The organism is Chitinophaga ginsengisegetis, assembly GCF_900168065.1.
Taxonomy (GTDB): Bacteria; Bacteroidota; Bacteroidia; order Chitinophagales; family Chitinophagaceae; genus Chitinophaga; species Chitinophaga ginsengisegetis.
Map to the genome: position 1 here is coordinate 134,695 of NZ_FUZZ01000002.1, position 16,906 is coordinate 151,600.

The window sequence follows — 16,906 nt, forward strand, 5'->3', positions numbered from 1 at the left end:
ATGTGATCAGTTGGTGATAAAAAATAAATAGAAACAGTGTGGCATTTGCGTTAAAACACCTGTACTTCTGCGATGTTGGTGCTGGAAGTGCCGTATACTTTTGTTACGGTGAACTTCACGTACCGCGCCTGTTTTAGCGTAGATACAAAATATTTGTACCAGGGCTGACCGGGATCATGTGGTACATCTTTTAATACAGCCACTTCTGTCCAGGTGGCATTATCCGTACTAACGGAAACGGTTATATCCTGGGGTTGACCATGACCATCGGTTTGCCAGCTGCCCTCAAAATAACGGTCCATGATACCGATACCATGTACCGCTTTCTCTTCTCCCATATCTACTATAAAATAATGGGGAGGACCGGGCTCACCACCCGACCATTTGGAATTCCAGAAGGTGGATGGATCATTGTCTATCGCTCTTGCGGCCAGCCCGTTTCCACCGCCTTCCGCTGGTTCTTCCGTGGAAAAACCAGCAATGGTCCACTTAGCCTGATCATAAGGTATCATGCTGTTCAGATCCGCTGTAGCATTTACCACATAATAAGTAGTTTGTTGGTAGGCACTGGCGTTGGCTCCTTCAATGCTTTCAATACTAACGGGGATCATATAATCCTGGAAGGGATTTATTTTTCCTTTGGCGTGGATTGCCAGTCCTGTTGCAGCAGTAATAGAAGCGCCTTTAACAATAGTAGCAGTAGCAGGCATTTCGTAACTGCCTTCAGGTAATACGCGGTAATCAGTGCCATTCTGTTCATTGAAGAAAGCCACCTTTTCCGGGTCTGCCCTGAAGTGTACCACAATATCACTTCCCGCTACCGCATTGGTCACAGTAGCATATTCAGCGCCGGTTATAACCGCGCTCACCGGTATGGTGTAAGGCGTATCTGCCATCTCAAACGTTACCTTTACTACACCCAATGCGTTGGGCATGTACACAGTTGACGTGGCGACACGATCTTTCTTACAAGCGGTGAAAACAATAAGACCTGTGATGAGCAGGAAAAAAATATAGCTGGATAATCTGTTCATAAAATCGGAATTAAAGAAGGTTGCTGCAAAAATCAATACCCGGGATTCTGCCCGTTCTGCCAGTTGTCTTCCCCACCGCTCTGGGCACGGATCGCCGGATTACGGTCCAGTACATGCTGCGGAATAGGCATGATGTACATCTTTGGCAGGAACAGGCGGTTGCTCACATTCACCGGCGTATAAGTGAGGGTAGCCGTTCCCGTTATAACCATGCCTTTTTCCGGCCGGTTTAACACACCTGTTGAACCATCCATCATACGGTCCGCTATTTTCCAGCGCAGCACATCCCACCAGCGCCTGTCTTCAAAAGCCAGTTCCACCCTGCGCTCACGGCGGATGATATCTCTCATCTGCTGTTTATTCACTGTTCCGTAGGTGGCTTCCACTGTGGGCAGGTTACCGGCGCGTGTGCGCACCTTGTTCACCGCCGCCAGCACTTCCGCAGTAGGTCCGTTCACTTCATTTTCTGCTTCTGCGAAACTGAGTAACACTTCTCCAAAGCGGAAAAACATATAGTTCTGATAAGAGGTACTGTTGGCGCGGTTATCACTCCCCAGGATCTTTTCGTCCAGCCGCTTGCAGGCATAGTAACCAGTATGGGTAACATCACTGGTATATCCCAGATCAATTTCATTGGCAGTTTTTCGTCCGAGCCCTACTACCATGCGAAGGGTATCACCCTGCCAGGGCGAACCATTAAAGAGAATAGTCTGATAAAATCTTTTTTCTCTTCCTACGTATGGTTGCTGCGGATTATAGCCCGAACCCGGTTCATAAATCGCTTTACCGTTGGCCATCGAAAATTCATCCACCAGTTCCTGTGTAGGTTGAAAATTACCCCATGCCTGCTGTACACCGTTTACAATGGTAGGTCCTTCCTTACCTTCCAGCTGTCCGCCTTTTCCTTCCATATACTGCCTGGCAAAAATGGATTCTGTACTGTTGTTGCCTACCCGGAGGAACAGGTTGCGGAAGTCGGGATAAAGGTCATATACTCCAAGATCTATTACCTGCTTATTGGTTTTCGCGGCCAGTTTCCATCTTTCAAGGTCGCCGCCGGGATTGGCCACATCACCGGAATTGCGCAACGGGCTGGCATAAAACAGTTCACACCATCCTTTCAGGGTAAGTGCAGCGCCTTTGGTAGCCCTGCCGGGTTCTGACTGTTTTTCAGGTAAGATGTCTGCAATTTCCCCCAGTTCTTTATCGATGAATTCAAATGTTTGTTTTGAGGTACTTCTTGGTACATAAATATCATCCCCCTGGGTAAGATTATCCAGCACATTGGTAATAACAGGCACGCCACCATAAGCCATCCATAACCAGTGATAGTACATAGCTCTTAAAAAGCGCGCTTCGGCGATCCTTTCCTTTTTATAATCCTCCGGCAACGCAGATGCGCCCACTTTCGTGATAAAGAGATTACATTTCCGGATCTTCTCGTAATTCCCGGTGCGACTGTCGTTGTTACTTTCTTTTCCCCAGTACCACATATCCCACGGTCCGCGGGGCAGGTTGGAAGGCGTGATATTGGCTACCCGGATACTGCTGTAACCGGCCATCCAGGTAACGCCTACATCCGAATTATCCGTATACTGTTCCAGGTGTTCCGTTTCATTATTCATATCCGGCAACTGGTTATAAATATCATTGAGAAAGAGATCGGCATTATTGGTAGATGCCCATACTGCATCATCTCCCACCCTGTCACGCGCCTGTACATCCAGGAAATCTTTTTTACAGGAAATGAACAGGAGGGTGGCAGTCAGTATTAAAAGGTATTGTTTTATCTTGAACATGGCTGTTGACGGTTTGGATATTAAAAGGTTACGTTCAGTCCGAATGAAAATACCTGCTGCTGGAAATAATATTGTCCGTTAGAAGAACGGGCTTCAGGATCAATCATCTCCTTCATATTCGGCGTCCATGTCCATAAGTTCTGTCCGGATACATACATGCGGAGTTGTTGCATATACCAGCGTTTGGTGAGGGAAGACGGCAGGGTGTAACCAAATTCCGCGCTTCTCAGTTTCAGATAAGATGCATCCCGCACCCACCAGGAAGAGAACCGGGTATTATAGGCCACTGGCTGATTGGTAGTACGTGGATACAATGCATCCGGGTTGGCTGGCGTCCAGTGATTATCATAGTATAATTTGCTGGCAGATCCTTGCTGGTCGAAAGGATACACCAGGTTGCCACCTACCGGCAAACTGATCTGCGCGGCGCCCTGTAACAGGAGGTTCAGGTCGAAACCTTTCCAGGAGATAGCAGGAGATAAGCCGAAGATCATTTGCGGTACGCCATTGGGGCGACCGATCACGGTTTCATCATTATCATCTATCACGCCGTCGGCTTTACCATCCGGGCCACTCAGGTCTGCATATTTGAGATCTCCCGGCTTCACCGGTGCATTGGCCAGCGAAGCAATACCTGCTTTCAGCGTTCCATCTGCATTAAAATCATCGGGTTTATAATAGCCCAGCGCCTTCAATCCAAACTGGGTGCCATTGGCCCGGCCGGTACGACGGCGGTTGGGATTATTAAAAGTGGCATCCGATTCAAATACCTGTAACAGCTTATTCTGTGCATAGGTAAAGTTGCCGTTTACTTCCAGCTTTAACCCGTTGGAAAAAGTATGCGCAGTACCCACGCTCAGCTCAATCCCCTGGTTACTCATGATGGCGGCATTTAATTCAGAGAGCCCTGTACCGTATTCTGCCGGCACTGTTACCGTGGGCGGCACCAGCATGTTTGAACGCTTTTCATAAAAATAATCCACGCCGAACGAGAGGGCGCCATCCCACAAAATTCCATCTACACCTATATCTGTTTTCTTTGCCCGCTCCCAGGTGATAAAGGTATTTCCCTGGATCGTTTCATAGATCCCTGTAGTAAGCGCATTACCTAATACTGCTGCGTTATTATAAACGGCATAACCACTCATATACTGGAACGGACCGCCGGCAAGATTCCCGGATTCTCCATAGGAGGCCCGGACCTTCAGCAAATTGATCCAGCTGTAATGATCCTTTATAAAGTTCTCCTGGCCTATATTCCAGCCCAGTGAAAACGCCGGAAAGAAACCGTACTTACGACCGGGAGCAAAATAATAATGACCGTCATACCTGCCGGATACTTCCGCCAGGTACTTACCGGCGTAACCGTAACTCAACCGGTATACATAACCCACCTGCCGCTGTTCAGAAGAGGATCCGCCATTACTGATATCACCGTTGGCCACCCCTCCCCTGTCCAGTTCATCAATATCTATCGGGTAATTCCTTCTGCTGGCATCTACGTTCCAGCCTTTCTGAATGCGAGATTCAGCTACGCCGAGGAATGTAATATCGTGCGCCCCGAAGGTGTTGTGGTAGTTGATATACCCCTGATAGGTAAACGCTTTATTCTGGCTGTTGCTCAGCTGGAGCGACGGTTTCGCAGGGCCAATCAGCCGTTGCGTATATTCGTATGGGTTAGTGCTGAAGTTTACGCTGTAGGTTGGTATAGGTGTTTGCCATACTTTGGTGTACGTGGTATAGGGATCGTAGCTGGCCACTCCTTTAACGCTAAGGCCCTTCAGGAAAGGCAATTGCTGCTCTATTGAAAAGGTGGTCATAATCTGCGTATTCTCGTTTTTCACATAGCCACTATGGTTAATGGTACCCACAAGTGAATTGGTAATATAACTTCCCCACAATCCATTACTATAGTAAATAGCAGATGTAGGCGGCGTTCTGAATGCCTGGTACATAATTCCTCCGCCGGCGGCAGCATAGCGGTTGTTGGCATCTCCGTTGTAAGGATCGGCATAACCGGAATACTGCTGGTTTTCCACCCAGCCACTCAGCGATAGCCCTACGCGGGTAGTGCTGGTAGCCTGTACATCCAGGTTGGCCAATACGTTATATTTTTTCAGGTTGGTGGTAGAAAACTGTCCGTCCTGGTTAGTATAACTGAAGGCGGTGAAATACCTGACTTTTTCTGTTCCGCCGGAAAGCTGCAGATTGTGATTGGTGAGCAGTGCATTTCTTTGTATAACATCCCGGAGCCCGCTGCTGTTGGGGTATTTGTCGGGATCAGCATCTGCTGCGCCTGTAACAGTTTTTCTATATTGCTCTACTTCTTCCGGTGTAAAAGCCGGATTTAATCCGCTGTTCCGGTTGGCTTCATTGGTTAATAATGCGTACTCCCAGGAATTAACCATTTTGGGCATGCGTGTTGGATTCTGGATGCCTGCATAACCATTATAGGACAACGTAGGCACACCGGTTTTACCTTTCTTAGTGGTTACCAGTATCACGCCGTTGGCGCCAGCCAGGCCATAAGGCGCTACTGCTGCCGCGTCTTTCAGGACGGTGACAGACTCAATAGAGGCCGGGTCCAGCCGCGAAAAATCACGGTAAATGCCATCCACTACCAGCAGGGGGTTGGCGTTGCCTAACGTGGAGGTGCCTCTGATACGAAGCCGGGAGCCGTCCTGGCCAGGTTCGCCGCTGCCCTGGTCTGCAATAATGCCGGGCGCACGTCCTACGAGGTTATTGGTAAGATTGACCACCGGCTTTTGTGCAAAATCCTTTCCCTTCACAGTAGATACCGCTGCGGTAGTAGTTGCTTTCTGTTGCGTGCCATAACCCACTACAATGACTTCTCCAAGCGCAGTGGAGCCTTCTTTCAACTGCACATCGATACGGGATTGTCCGCCAACAGGTACTTCTTTCGTAACATACCCGATAAAGGAAAATACCAGGATAGCATTTTCATTGTTGCCGGCAGGGATATTGAAGTGCCCTTCCGCATCGGTATTAGCGCCTGTAGAGGTGCCTTTCAGTCGCACATTTACCCCCGGAAGCAATTCACCTTTGGTAGAGGTAACCGTACCGGCTATACGCTTTTCCTGCACCACCGTTTTGGGAGGAGCCGGCTTTGGTACAATAAAAATATACCGGTCGTTTTGCCGGTAGGTGAGGTTTGTTTTTGCCAGCAAGAGATCAAGTGTGGCAGCAACGGTCCGTGTGCCCGCAGGCAGGTTTACCTGCCCGATGCGGCTTAGTTCCGCAACCCTGTAACCAAAACGGAAATCTGTTCGTTGCTCAATTTCTTTTAACGTGGCTTCGAGGCTTTTGCCGGAAACACCCAGTGCAATTTTTGTCTGGTGGATATCCTGGCCGTTTGTTCTGCCTGCCATCAGTAACTGGCAACCAAAAAGCAATATGGCCAGTGTTATCGTGGAACATCTCATAATCCAAAGGATTGTTTTGTTCAGGATAAGACGCTCATAAGGGCGCATCCGTCCCTTACTTACTGAAAAAATCATAGATTTGTTTGGTTTTAATCGGTTGACATACTGAGTTTAAAAACCATCCGGTTACGGGTGCTTGCCTGCACCTGTAACCAATTTTCAGGTATCGTCGTGGTTGCCTCCACGGCGATACTTTTTTAAACTGATTTCATAACGTATTTTTTTGCCGCTGTAAAGGCTAATCGAAGTGGAACTTTTTCATGGTACGTGATTATGATGATGAATACAAGTAAACCGTGTTAACATCCCTTTCCACTGATAATAATAGCGCTGCCTCTCATCTTCCACGAGCATCCGTTCAATTCGCAGATCATTTTCATCACTTCCCCGATACTTTCCCCATGCAAAAAAGAAAGGGAAAAACGGCAGTTGCGGATGGCGTCATTCCCCAATTCCACCTGCACATTATACCACCGGCCAATGATGGCGGCGGCCTGCTCCATTGTCACATCGTCCATAATAAGTTCTCCTTTTTTCCAGGCCAGCAGGTTTTCCGCATTCACCGTATCAATTTTTGCACGCCGGCTTACTGCTTCATATTCCAGTTTTTCGTTGGGATGTAATACGCCTAATGCCGTAGTTCCTGCTGCCACACTCACTTTTCCGCTAACCACCGTTACCGCCAGCGGCGCCTGCTGGTAGGCCTGTATATTAAACACTGTTCCCAGCACCTTCACCGCCACATTACCACTATGCACAATAAACGGCTGCTGATCCCTGCGGGTAACATCAAAACAGGCTTCTCCCTCAACATACAATTCCCGGGTATTACCGGTAAAGGCAACAGGATATCGCAGTTTACTGCCGTTATTCAGCCACACCTCGGTGCTGTCTTCCAGTACCAGCCGTACCCGCTTGCCTGCGGGCGCCCATACTTCCTCATATACCAAAGCAGGTTTCCGGGATGGTTTCATGAGCAGCCAGGCGGCCAGGCCAGCACCGATCAGTACCAGTATCCCCGCGGCATAGGCGAGCCAGCGATGGGGTTTTAAAACAGGAACATCCTCCGTTTGGGAAAAACGGGGGTTCTCTTTAATCTGATCATAGAGTGACCGGGCTTCTCCGGGCGACAGCTGCGTGGCCGGTGTGAGCCCCGACCAGGTTTTGTCGAATGGCGACTGAACGGCATCATCAGATTCAGCCTGCCGCAACAGCAACATCAATTCTTCAAATTCCTGTTCATTGATGGTGTTGCCTGCCAGTTTTGTCAACAAAAGATGTATACGATGTTCATCCACGTGAAATACAATTTATCCCGGGCAGAAAAAAGCCGGTATAATGCAATACACGCAGGGGATACCTGTCGGGTAGTCAAAAAAAATATTTTTTTTAAAATAACAGGGAGAATGCCAGGAAGCCAAAAACAATTTCGGCTTCGTTAAAATGGGTACGCAATACCTTCAGCGCAGCCATCATGTGGTATTTAACAGTATGGGGAGAGATATTCATACGAACGGCTATTTCTTCATAGGTGAGCCCTTCAAACCTGCTTAAACGGAAAATTTCCTGTTGCTGGGGAGGCAATATATTCAATATCTGTCCCGTGATCCTTTCGAGATCTGCGCCCAGCACGGTTTCTTCCGTATCATTATGGTAGGCAGGAATAGATTCCCAGAGTTTCAGGGAAGCTGCACGGCTGCTGGCGGCCTGCCGTAACAGGTTTAAGGCAACCCGTCGTGCAATAGTATATATATAAGGGGCAAGGGCATAGTCCACACTCAGCTTTAACCGGTGTTCCCAAAGTCGCAACATCGTTTCCTGCACCACTTCCTTGCCCTGGTCTTTGTTCTTCAGGAAATGACAAGCCAACCCGTATATCTTCTGACTAAACCGGTCAAACACTTCACGGAACGCCGTCTCATCTCCCGCCTGTAGCCGAAGAATCAATTGCACATCCAGTGATTCCCTAGTATTTTCCAAATCCGGTAGTATAAAATAATAATGGTGGTTGATCTGATTTGTTGACTCCTTAAATGATCCTTCGACGCTATAACCCGAAAGTAAACTTTTTTTTCAAAATCGTACATCAACAAACAGGAAAGACCGACGAAGGAAGCCCCCACCGGTCTTTGCTTACACAAAAGATATTAATTATTTATTGCCTTACAAAAGTATACGTCTTCCCCACCTGCGTATCCAAATCATACAATATCGTATTGGGCAAAGGCAACTCCTCTACCTTTGCTTTGTTGCTCACCAATGCAGGAGCAGTTGGCGCTACTTCGAAGAAAGGATTAGTTTGAGCGCCACCAGCTGCTTTCAGTTGTCCGTTTTCCTGCAACGCATTAGGTACGCGCAGGCGACAGTTGCCACCAAGCGTGGAACGGATTGTGATTTTACTTAACTGACCATTTTCCCACACCATTTCCTTGATCTCAAAACCACCACGCGCACGTAAGCCGCTCACACGGCCATTCTTCCAGTCGTCCGGAAGGGCCGGCAACACGTGGATAGCGCCATCCTGGCTTTGCAGCAGCATTTCACAGATTCCTGCGGTGCAGCCATAGTTCCCATCAATCTGGAAAGGAGGATGCGCATCAAAAAGATTGGGATAAGTACCACCGCCGCTGTTCTCTCCTTTATTTACGCCCGATGGGGTGAGCTGGTCTTTAATCAGTTTCCATGCATGATTGCCATCCAGCAAACGCGCCCAGAGGTTCACTTTCCAGCCCATCGACCAACCCGTAGACACATCGCCGCGTTGCAGCAACGAGGTGCGCGCAGCGCTGAACAAAGCAGGCGTGCGGTAGGCCGAGATCTGGTTGGCAGGATACAATCCGAATAAATGTGACACGTGACGGTGTTTGTCGTTTGGATCATCCAGATCCTGCAACCATTCCTGCAACTGGTTATATTGCCCCACCTGCATAGGTGGTAAACGCTTACGTGCCGCCTTCATTTTTTCCACCAGCGCTTTATCAGTTTGTAAGATTTCTGCGGCATGGATGGTATTGGTAAACAGATCAAATACCAGTTGATTGTCCATCGTGGTGCCTGCCGATATAGATACGCCGGGATAGGCTTTCGGATTATTTTCCGGCGACATGGAAGGCGATACCACCAGCCATTTATGTACCGGCTCTTCTACCAGAAAATCCAGGTAAAACTGCGCGGCGCCTTTTAAGGCAGGATACACGGTTTGCAGGTATTTCTTATCGCCATTAAACAAATATTTCTCCCACGTATGCCGGCTTAACCATGCGCCGCCCATTGGCCACAACCCGTAATAAATAGGATCTACCGGGCCTGTAATACGCCACAGATCTGTGTTATGATGCACTACCCAGCCACCGGCGCCATACATTACCTTTGCTGTTTCCCGGCCGGTAACAGATAAGTCCTTCACCATTTGTATCAATGGCTCATGCATTTCAGAAAGGTTTGTTTCTTCCGCAGGCCAGTAATTCATTTCTGTATTAATGTTGATAGTATACTTACTTCCCCACGGTGGATTCATCAGCGGGTTCCAGACTCCCTGCAGGTTTGCCGGCTGTCCGCCCGGTTGTGAAGCGGCTATCAGCAGGTAGCGGCCAAACTGGAAATACAGCGTTACCAGCTGCGGATCATTGCCATTCCTGAAATCCCTGAGGCGGATGTCTGTTGGATTTTTGATAGAATCGGTGGTACCTAAGTCCAGCTGTACCCGGTTAAAGAAGTGCTGGTAAGTCGCTATGTGATCTTTCAAAAGACTTGCGAAATGCTTTGGCCATACCTTCGACATATACGCCGTGGTACGCTTTACTTCATCGCCGCTCAGATCAGCATAGTTTACAAAGTTGGTGGCAATTGACACGTAGATAGTCACCGCATCAGCGCCGGTAACATTGATAGTGTTACCATCGGTGGCAGTTTTACCACCACTGGTTTTAAATCTTACCTGCGACTGGAACTTCACCTTACCCGGCACACCGTCTTTATCCCCGCTGATACCGGATAACACCAGTTCATTATTTCCGCTGGTGACTATATTCGATTTTTGCGGGCTCTTCATGCCGGCGTTAAAAGTAATGCTGCCGGGCTTACTGGCGGTAAGCTGTATAATAATCGCCTGGTCCGGTATAGAGGCAAATACCTGCCGGGTATATTTTACCCCGTTTACGGTATAGCTGGTAGCGGCTACTGCTGTTTGCAAATCCAGCTCCCGTTCATAACCGGTGTATTGCTCATGACCGGGAAATGCCAGTTCCAGGTCGCCCACCGGCTGATAGCACATACCGTTGATCTTTTCTGACTGGATATTTTTTGCTGCTATATCGCTGGCCTCTTTCATTTTGCCCTCGAAAATCAGCTGGCGGATTTCCGGCAACGCTGCCAGCGCATGTGGATTTTCATTGCGGTTGGGGCTGCCGCTCCATACCGTATTTTCGTTTAGCCGTATCAGTTCACTTCCGGGATTACCATATACCATTGCAGCCAGGCGGCCGTTGCCTACCGGCAGTGCCGCTTCCCATACTTTGCCTGAGGGGCGGTCGTACCTGAGTTTCAGCTCCGTGCGCTGCGCCAACGCGGGCAGCGATGTTAGCAATGCTATAACGCAAACGGCTATAGTGTGTTTGTTCCTTCGCATGAGTTTTTACAGTTAAGTGGAATAAATTACTCCGGCGGTTTTCTTTCAAAACGCCGAACTGGTTACCGGGCTTATTGCCGCCCGGTCATTAGGCCTGCGGCATTTCTTCTCCGGAAAAATCCGCTTGCCGGATCAAAATACAATTTATAATTGCAATTCTTTACATACAGCATCCTTTCATATTAATAACTAATCCCCTGCCGGATAGCAGGGGATTATGATGATATTCTCCGTTGATCTACCTGGCAGATTGCTCCAGTTCTTCCAGCGTCCAGAATTTATCACGACCGGCGGTAGCCGCTCTCATCTTCTTTACGCTTTCCACGTCCACTACCGGCGACTTTCCCTTTTCATTTTTCCCGAAGTTATACCGCACATAGCTTAGGATAGAAGCCACCCATTCGTCGGTGTTGGTAGCGCCAAAGGGCGCCATTACATCAGTGTAGGTTTTGCCGTCGATAGGACCGGATAAACCGTTGAGCAGAATTTTCATCATCAGTTCCTTATCGCCGCTTACCCGTTTGGAACCTACGAAAGGCGGTGCGGCAGCAGTACCGCCGCCAACTACAATGCCTTTGCCATCCGGACCATGACAGGTAGAACAAAGCTGTTTGTAAATACTAGCCCCGTTCAGAATAAGATTACGATGCGCTGCCGGCATGTTGGCCAGGCGGCCGCCAAACAGTTTGGTGTTGTTATTTACTTCCACGCTGTTAGCAACGCTGCTCAGCATTTTTGCGTAAGCGGAATTACTCACCATCGCGGTTTGCAAAGCTTTTGCTTTTTCGGATTTACTTACAGATAACGATAACACCAGCTGTATCTGCACAGCGGCTGCAGGATCATGTTGCAGCGAAGCCAGTTTGCTGATTACGGCTTCATCATTCTCTTTCAGATAGGTTTCGCTGATCCATACGGCAGCTTTTCTCACCTGCGCGTCTGTATCGCCAAAGGCGGTAAACAATGTTTCTTTATCAATGGCATGCAAACCTTCCAGTGTCCACAGGGCGTGAATACGTGCCAGTGCACCGGTGGTTTTTCCGATGGTAGTATGTTTACCCGTGGCAATAAGTTTTAGTGCAGGTACTACAGACAGGTCGCCATTGGCAATAATTTCCTTCTGTGCGTTTTCTCTCCACCAGCCGTTGGGGTGATCAAGCCAGGTGATCAGCGTACTGCCAGGCGCATCCAGCAATTTAGGTTTCACATCTGGCTTATAACCGTCGTGTACCAGCCGGTAAATTCTGCCGCGGCCAATATTTTTGTCCAGTCCCTTTTGCAGAATGCGCGGGCGCAGGAAGCTGCCTTCAGCTGTCCAGGTGGCTTCCTGGATAATGCCGCGATACATATCCACGATATACAAACAGCCATCCGGGCCGGTGGCGGTATTCACCGGGCGGAAGTTCATATCATAGGAAGTGATAAATTCCTGCTGGCCGTCGTATGCATTCTTCAGCGTGATCTTACCATCCACTTCAGATACTTTCGCACGGCGGATCAGGCGGCCTACCGGCTCACAGATCAGCAGGTCGCCTTTCAGATCAGCGGGCAACGCATCTCCCCTGAACACCGACTGCCCGCAGCTGGCGGTAAAGTGATTAAGTGTCGTATCGGGGCGTAACCTGTTCATACCGCCCTGTACATCCGGGGTGGCAATGATGGGCCATACCGCCAGGAAATCGCGGTCGTACTGATCGTTGGGATTCAGGAAACCGTAGGCAGGATTGATCTGGAAACCCAGTGCCGGAATTTCGGCGCCTGCACTGGAGAAATACAATCTCCCGTAATCATCATTTCCTAATCCCCACTGTCCGCCGGGTGAATTGGTTAAACTATCCGGTACCAGTTTCCCGCTCACATAACGATAACGTACCGGGTCGCAGCTTACATAAATCCAGTTGTCCATATTCCATACGAGGCCGCTCTTCTGGTGTTCCAGGTTGCGGGTATCGGGCTTGTCGTTTTTATACACCAACTCACTGGCATCTGCTACGCCATCGCCGTTGGTATCTTCATAACTCCTGATATTATAGGTAAAGGTTTCATTTACCAGCAGCTTATGTCCTACACACAACATCATGCGGGGCAGTACCAGGCTGTCGATGAACGTGGAACTTTTATCCATCGTACCATCGCCGTTGGTGTCTTCCAGTAAGGATATACGGCAGATGGGCTGCCGCTGCCCGGTACCGTTGATGTCCTGCATATAAGTGCGCATTTCTGCCACATACATCCGGGCGTTGCCGTCCCATACAATCGCTACGGGTTCTTTGATCATTGGCTCGCTGGCGACCAGCTGCAGGTGATAACCGGCCGGCACCTGGATGGATTTCATACTTTCCTTTACGGTTTGATACACCGGGGAAGGATGCGGGTTCACTATAATATTGCCGGCTGCATCCTTTTTGATGCCGCTGGTTTTACTGGATACCCTGCATTGATAAATAAACAGGCTGAAGCCCGCCAGCATCATTGCCAGTAATGAATTTCTTTTCATGAACGCGGAACTTTATTTAGCATTTAAAGAGAGAATATAAGTGACCATTTTCTTCGCATCTGCAGCCGTCAGCGCGGGGTGCGCCGCCATTGGCACTGCTCCCCAGGTACCGGAACCGCCGTTGATAATCTTGGACGACAACAGGTCGACGTTTGCAGCAGAATACGGATACTTCTTTGCCACATCAGCATAAGCCGGCCCTACTACTTTGGTGTCCACTTTATGACAGGCAAGACAATCAGATTTAGTCAGCAACATTTTGCCTTCTTCAATATCCTGTGGTTTTATAGCCGGTGCAGTAGTTGGTTTGGGAGAAGCTTTGACAGTCGCCTTTTTGGCAGCCGGTTTCGTTTGGGCATTAACGGTACCCATGACACACATCACTAAAAAAAGAGGAATAGCTAAACGTTTCATATCTCAATAAAGAATTATAAATAATGTGGAATAGAATGTTGGTGCAAGTAAAGCGGGAGGGCATAATAAATGATTAATAAAAGATTAATCCGGGTGGTTTCCGGAAAAAAAAGACAAAAAAAAGCCGTTAACGCATTAATAAACGCGTTAATTTCCCCGGAGCAGGGTGCTCATGATAAGATAAGAATAGTTTTTCCGGAACTGCTAACGCTATTCTGCCCGCATACTTTTCACCGGGTCTGCCAGCGCGGCTTTCAACGCCTGGTAGCTGATGGTGCCAATAGCGATGATACCCGCAATAATGCCGGATACGGCAAATACCCACCAGCCGATACTGATCCGGTAGGCAAATACCTGCAGCCATTTGTGCATAAAATACCAGGCTACCGGTGTGGCTATCACAAAAGAGATTAATACCAGTTTAAGAAATTCTTTTGATAACAGGTTCACGATATCTGTTACAGATGCGCCCATTACCTTACGGATGCCGATTTCCCGCGTGCGTTGCATAGCGCTGTAGGAGGCCAGTCCGAGTAAACCAAGACAAGAAATAATAATAGCCAGTAAGGCAAAATTGAAAAAGAGTTTACCAAACCGTTCTTCCGTGCGGTATTGCCTGTCGAAGAACTCGTCCAGGAAATAATAACTGAATGGCCGGTTAGGCATCAGGGTTCTCCACTTACGCTCAATAGCCGCGATGGTACCCGACAGCTCTCCGGGAGCTACGTTCACTGACACCACTTCACAATCCTGCGGTTCCATCCGGATGGTAAGCGGCTTGATATCCTGCTGCAACGAGCGGAAATGAAAATCCTTTACCACGCCTATGATGGTGCCTTCGTGGCCCCATTGCCGGTAGCCCCTGCCGATAGCCTCATCGGGAGTAGCGTAACCAAACAGCTTTGCGGCCGCCTCATTGATCACCAGGGCATGGGAAGAATCGCTGCCATAGTCGCGGGAGAATCCGCGCCCGGCTACTATCTTCATTTTATATTGCTGCAAAAAATTGTAATCTACGGAATACAGGTCCAGGTTAGCTACCTGCATATCCCCTTGTTTATTCTGTATTTCTGAATAAGCGCCATTGGTTTCTCCGCCGGGAATACCTGATGAAATGGTCACGGAATTTACTTTCGGAATATCTTCAATAGATGTTCTGAATGTATGTTTTGCCGGGTCGCCATGTGTATCTATCACCAGCACCTGGTCCTTATTAAAGCCCAGGTCTTTACTATGCACATAATGCATTTGCAAATACACCACAATAGTACCCGTGATCAGTGCAATGGAAATAGCAAATTGTGTTACCACCAATCCTTTGCGAAGAAAAATACCTTTGGTGCCGGTAGAAAACCGGCCTTTCAATACCGTTACCGGCTTAAAGGACGACAGCACCAGCGCCGGATACACACCTGCCAGTAAGCCAATGCCAACGGCGGCTGCCAGCAATGCCCCGATATACCAGGCATTGGCAAATAAACCGGTACTGACCGTTTTTCCTGCCAGCAGGTTAAAAGATGGCAGCAATGCTACGAATAATACCACCGTGAATACAAACGCCATCAAACACAACAGCACACATTCCCCGATAAACTGCCGGATCAGCTCCACCCGCGTAGCGCCCACCACTTTACGTATGCCGATCTCCTTTGCACGCTCTACCGACCTTGCAGTGGTGAGATTGATGAAGTTAATACAGGCGATAAACAATATAAAAATGGCAATAATGGAAAAAATGTACACATTCGTTATACTACCGTTTTCAAAAGAGTCCCGGTCGGAATGCAGGTAGATCTGTTCCAGCGGCTGCAGCAAAACGGTATAAAACATTTTGGCTTTTCTTCTCTCATCACCATTGTGCCGCTCTACAAAGTCCGGGAACTTGGCTGTCAGCGCGGCAGGATCTGCATTAGGCTTTAGCAGCAGGAAAGTGTTTGCGCCAAAATTGCCCCATGCCTTATCGATACGTGGGTTCATACTTACCAAAGTAGACATCGACACCAGCATATCTGCTTTGATCTGGGAATTTTGTGGCATGTCTTCCATCACACCTGTAATGGTAGCCGGTACCAAAGCGCCGGTCAGTTGCACGGTTTGTCCTACGGGATCTGTATCCCCGAAATATTTCTTCACCGCTGTTTTACTCAGCACCACACTATTCACTTCCTTCAGCGCTGTGGCAGGGTTACCATAAATGAGTTTGAAATCAAATACCCGGAAGAGAGATGAATCGGCAAACAACGAATGCTCTTCCTGGAAACTCAGGTTGCCTTTCTTCACCAGCAAATTGGCGCCGCTAAACCGTGTAAACGCTTCCACTTCCGGGAAATCGTGCTGCATATCCGGACCAAACGGCCAGGGCGTACTTCCGCTCTTGATCATTTCACTGGGCGTTTTTATATCGCAGATAACGCGGTAGATACGATCTCCTTTGCTGTGAAATTTATCATAGCTCAGTTCAAAACGTACATAGAGGAAAATGAAGAAGCAGGCAGTAAGACCAATAGTGAGGCCCATTACATTGATAAAAGAAAAAACTTTATTTCTCCAGAGATTGCGCCAGGCAATTTTGAGATAGTTTTTAAGCATCAGCAGGAAAGTTGGATTTTGAAAAGATATCAATCTCACGGGATCGTAGGGCTGCTGCGAAGAAAATGCCAGTGGGTAGAGGTGTTAGGATCAGGCGGAATTGAATACGTGAAAATTATAATTTGTCCGGATTTAAGACAGGGGTGTCCGGAAATGGACATAGGAAAGAATTCTTCTGAATGAAGAAAATATACGTTACTTAACGTATAATTCTTTGGGAAGCCCCATTTCGCAATGGCTATTCCTGCTGCTTCTTCTTCCTCTTTTCTGAACAATGCAAATCACCCGTAAGAAACAGGTTAAAAGAAAATGATTAACATAAAAAAGATGACCAGCAAACGCTGATCATCTTTCTATAAATCTGTAAAAATTACTACCTGACCGGCAAAAAAGCGCTTTTATCCCGGATGCCCGAAATACCTTTCCACTTATCAGCGCTTTCCCGCCACCGCGCGATATATACGCATTTGGCAATTCCCGCACTTATCCTCTTGATAACGAAG

At 48.2% G+C, this 16,906-nt stretch carries 9 protein-coding genes; all 9 read right to left on the minus strand.

Annotation, left to right across the window (positions count from 1 at the left end):
* Positions 1 to 50 precede the first annotated feature (50 nt).
* The 9 genes from B5Z18_RS14295 to B5Z18_RS14335 all read right to left on the minus strand — a co-directional run bounded on the left by B5Z18_RS14295 (position 51) and on the right by B5Z18_RS14335 (position 16,403).
* Positions 51 to 1,034: a BT_3987 domain-containing protein gene (locus B5Z18_RS14295; RefSeq protein ID WP_143313600.1), complete on the minus strand. Its 984-nt coding sequence runs from the start codon at positions 1,032 to 1,034 to the stop codon at positions 51 to 53.
* Between the two features lie 32 nt (positions 1,035 to 1,066).
* On the minus strand, positions 1,067 to 2,833 hold the full coding sequence (locus B5Z18_RS14300) for a RagB/SusD family nutrient uptake outer membrane protein (RefSeq protein WP_079470169.1): 1,767 nt from the start codon (positions 2,831 to 2,833) through the stop codon (positions 1,067 to 1,069).
* Positions 2,834 to 2,853: 20 nt separating this feature from the next.
* Positions 2,854 to 6,276 (minus strand): TonB-dependent receptor, encoded by a 3,423-nt coding sequence (locus B5Z18_RS14305; protein ID WP_159454306.1) that lies wholly within the window; start codon positions 6,274 to 6,276, stop codon positions 2,854 to 2,856.
* A gap of 299 nt (positions 6,277 to 6,575) precedes the next feature.
* A complete protein-coding gene (locus tag B5Z18_RS14310; protein ID WP_133256147.1) occupies positions 6,576 to 7,574 on the minus strand; it encodes a FecR family protein in 999 nt (332 codons plus the stop codon).
* Positions 7,575 to 7,665: 91 nt separating this feature from the next.
* The gene (locus B5Z18_RS14315; protein WP_200817282.1) at positions 7,666 to 8,256 is read right to left on the minus strand and encodes an RNA polymerase sigma factor; all 591 of its coding nucleotides are present in this window, start codon (positions 8,254 to 8,256) and stop codon (positions 7,666 to 7,668) included.
* Between the two features lie 175 nt (positions 8,257 to 8,431).
* Positions 8,432 to 10,903: a glycoside hydrolase family 95 protein gene (locus B5Z18_RS14320; protein ID WP_079470172.1), complete on the minus strand. Its 2,472-nt coding sequence runs from the start codon at positions 10,901 to 10,903 to the stop codon at positions 8,432 to 8,434.
* Positions 10,904 to 11,141: 238 nt separating this feature from the next.
* Entirely contained in the window at positions 11,142 to 13,400 is a 2,259-nt protein-coding gene (locus tag B5Z18_RS14325; protein ID WP_079470173.1) for a DUF7133 domain-containing protein, read from the minus strand.
* Between the two features lie 12 nt (positions 13,401 to 13,412).
* Positions 13,413 to 13,814: a c-type cytochrome gene (locus B5Z18_RS14330; protein ID WP_200817283.1), complete on the minus strand. Its 402-nt coding sequence runs from the start codon at positions 13,812 to 13,814 to the stop codon at positions 13,413 to 13,415.
* Between the two features lie 210 nt (positions 13,815 to 14,024).
* Positions 14,025 to 16,403: an ABC transporter permease gene (locus tag B5Z18_RS14335; protein ID WP_079470174.1), complete on the minus strand. Its 2,379-nt coding sequence runs from the start codon at positions 16,401 to 16,403 to the stop codon at positions 14,025 to 14,027.
* Positions 16,404 to 16,906 lie beyond the last annotated feature (503 nt).

What these genes read in the sequence shown, in the direction of transcription:
- B5Z18_RS14295 (WP_143313600.1), bottom strand. Translation starts at nt 1,034, where the DNA reads ATGAACAGATTATCCAGCTATATTTTTTTCCTGCTCATCACAGGTCTT.
- B5Z18_RS14300 (WP_079470169.1), bottom strand. Translation starts at nt 2,833, where the DNA reads ATGTTCAAGATAAAACAATACCTTTTAATACTGACTGCCACCCTCCTG.
- B5Z18_RS14305 (WP_159454306.1), bottom strand. Translation starts at nt 6,276, where the DNA reads ATGAGATGTTCCACGATAACACTGGCCATATTGCTTTTTGGTTGCCAG.
- B5Z18_RS14320 (WP_079470172.1), bottom strand. Translation starts at nt 10,903, where the DNA reads ATGCGAAGGAACAAACACACTATAGCCGTTTGCGTTATAGCATTGCTA.
- B5Z18_RS14325 (WP_079470173.1), bottom strand. Translation starts at nt 13,400, where the DNA reads ATGAAAAGAAATTCATTACTGGCAATGATGCTGGCGGGCTTCAGCCTG.
- B5Z18_RS14330 (WP_200817283.1), bottom strand. Translation starts at nt 13,814, where the DNA reads ATGAAACGTTTAGCTATTCCTCTTTTTTTAGTGATGTGTGTCATGGGT.
- B5Z18_RS14335 (WP_079470174.1), bottom strand. Translation starts at nt 16,403, where the DNA reads ATGCTTAAAAACTATCTCAAAATTGCCTGGCGCAATCTCTGGAGAAAT.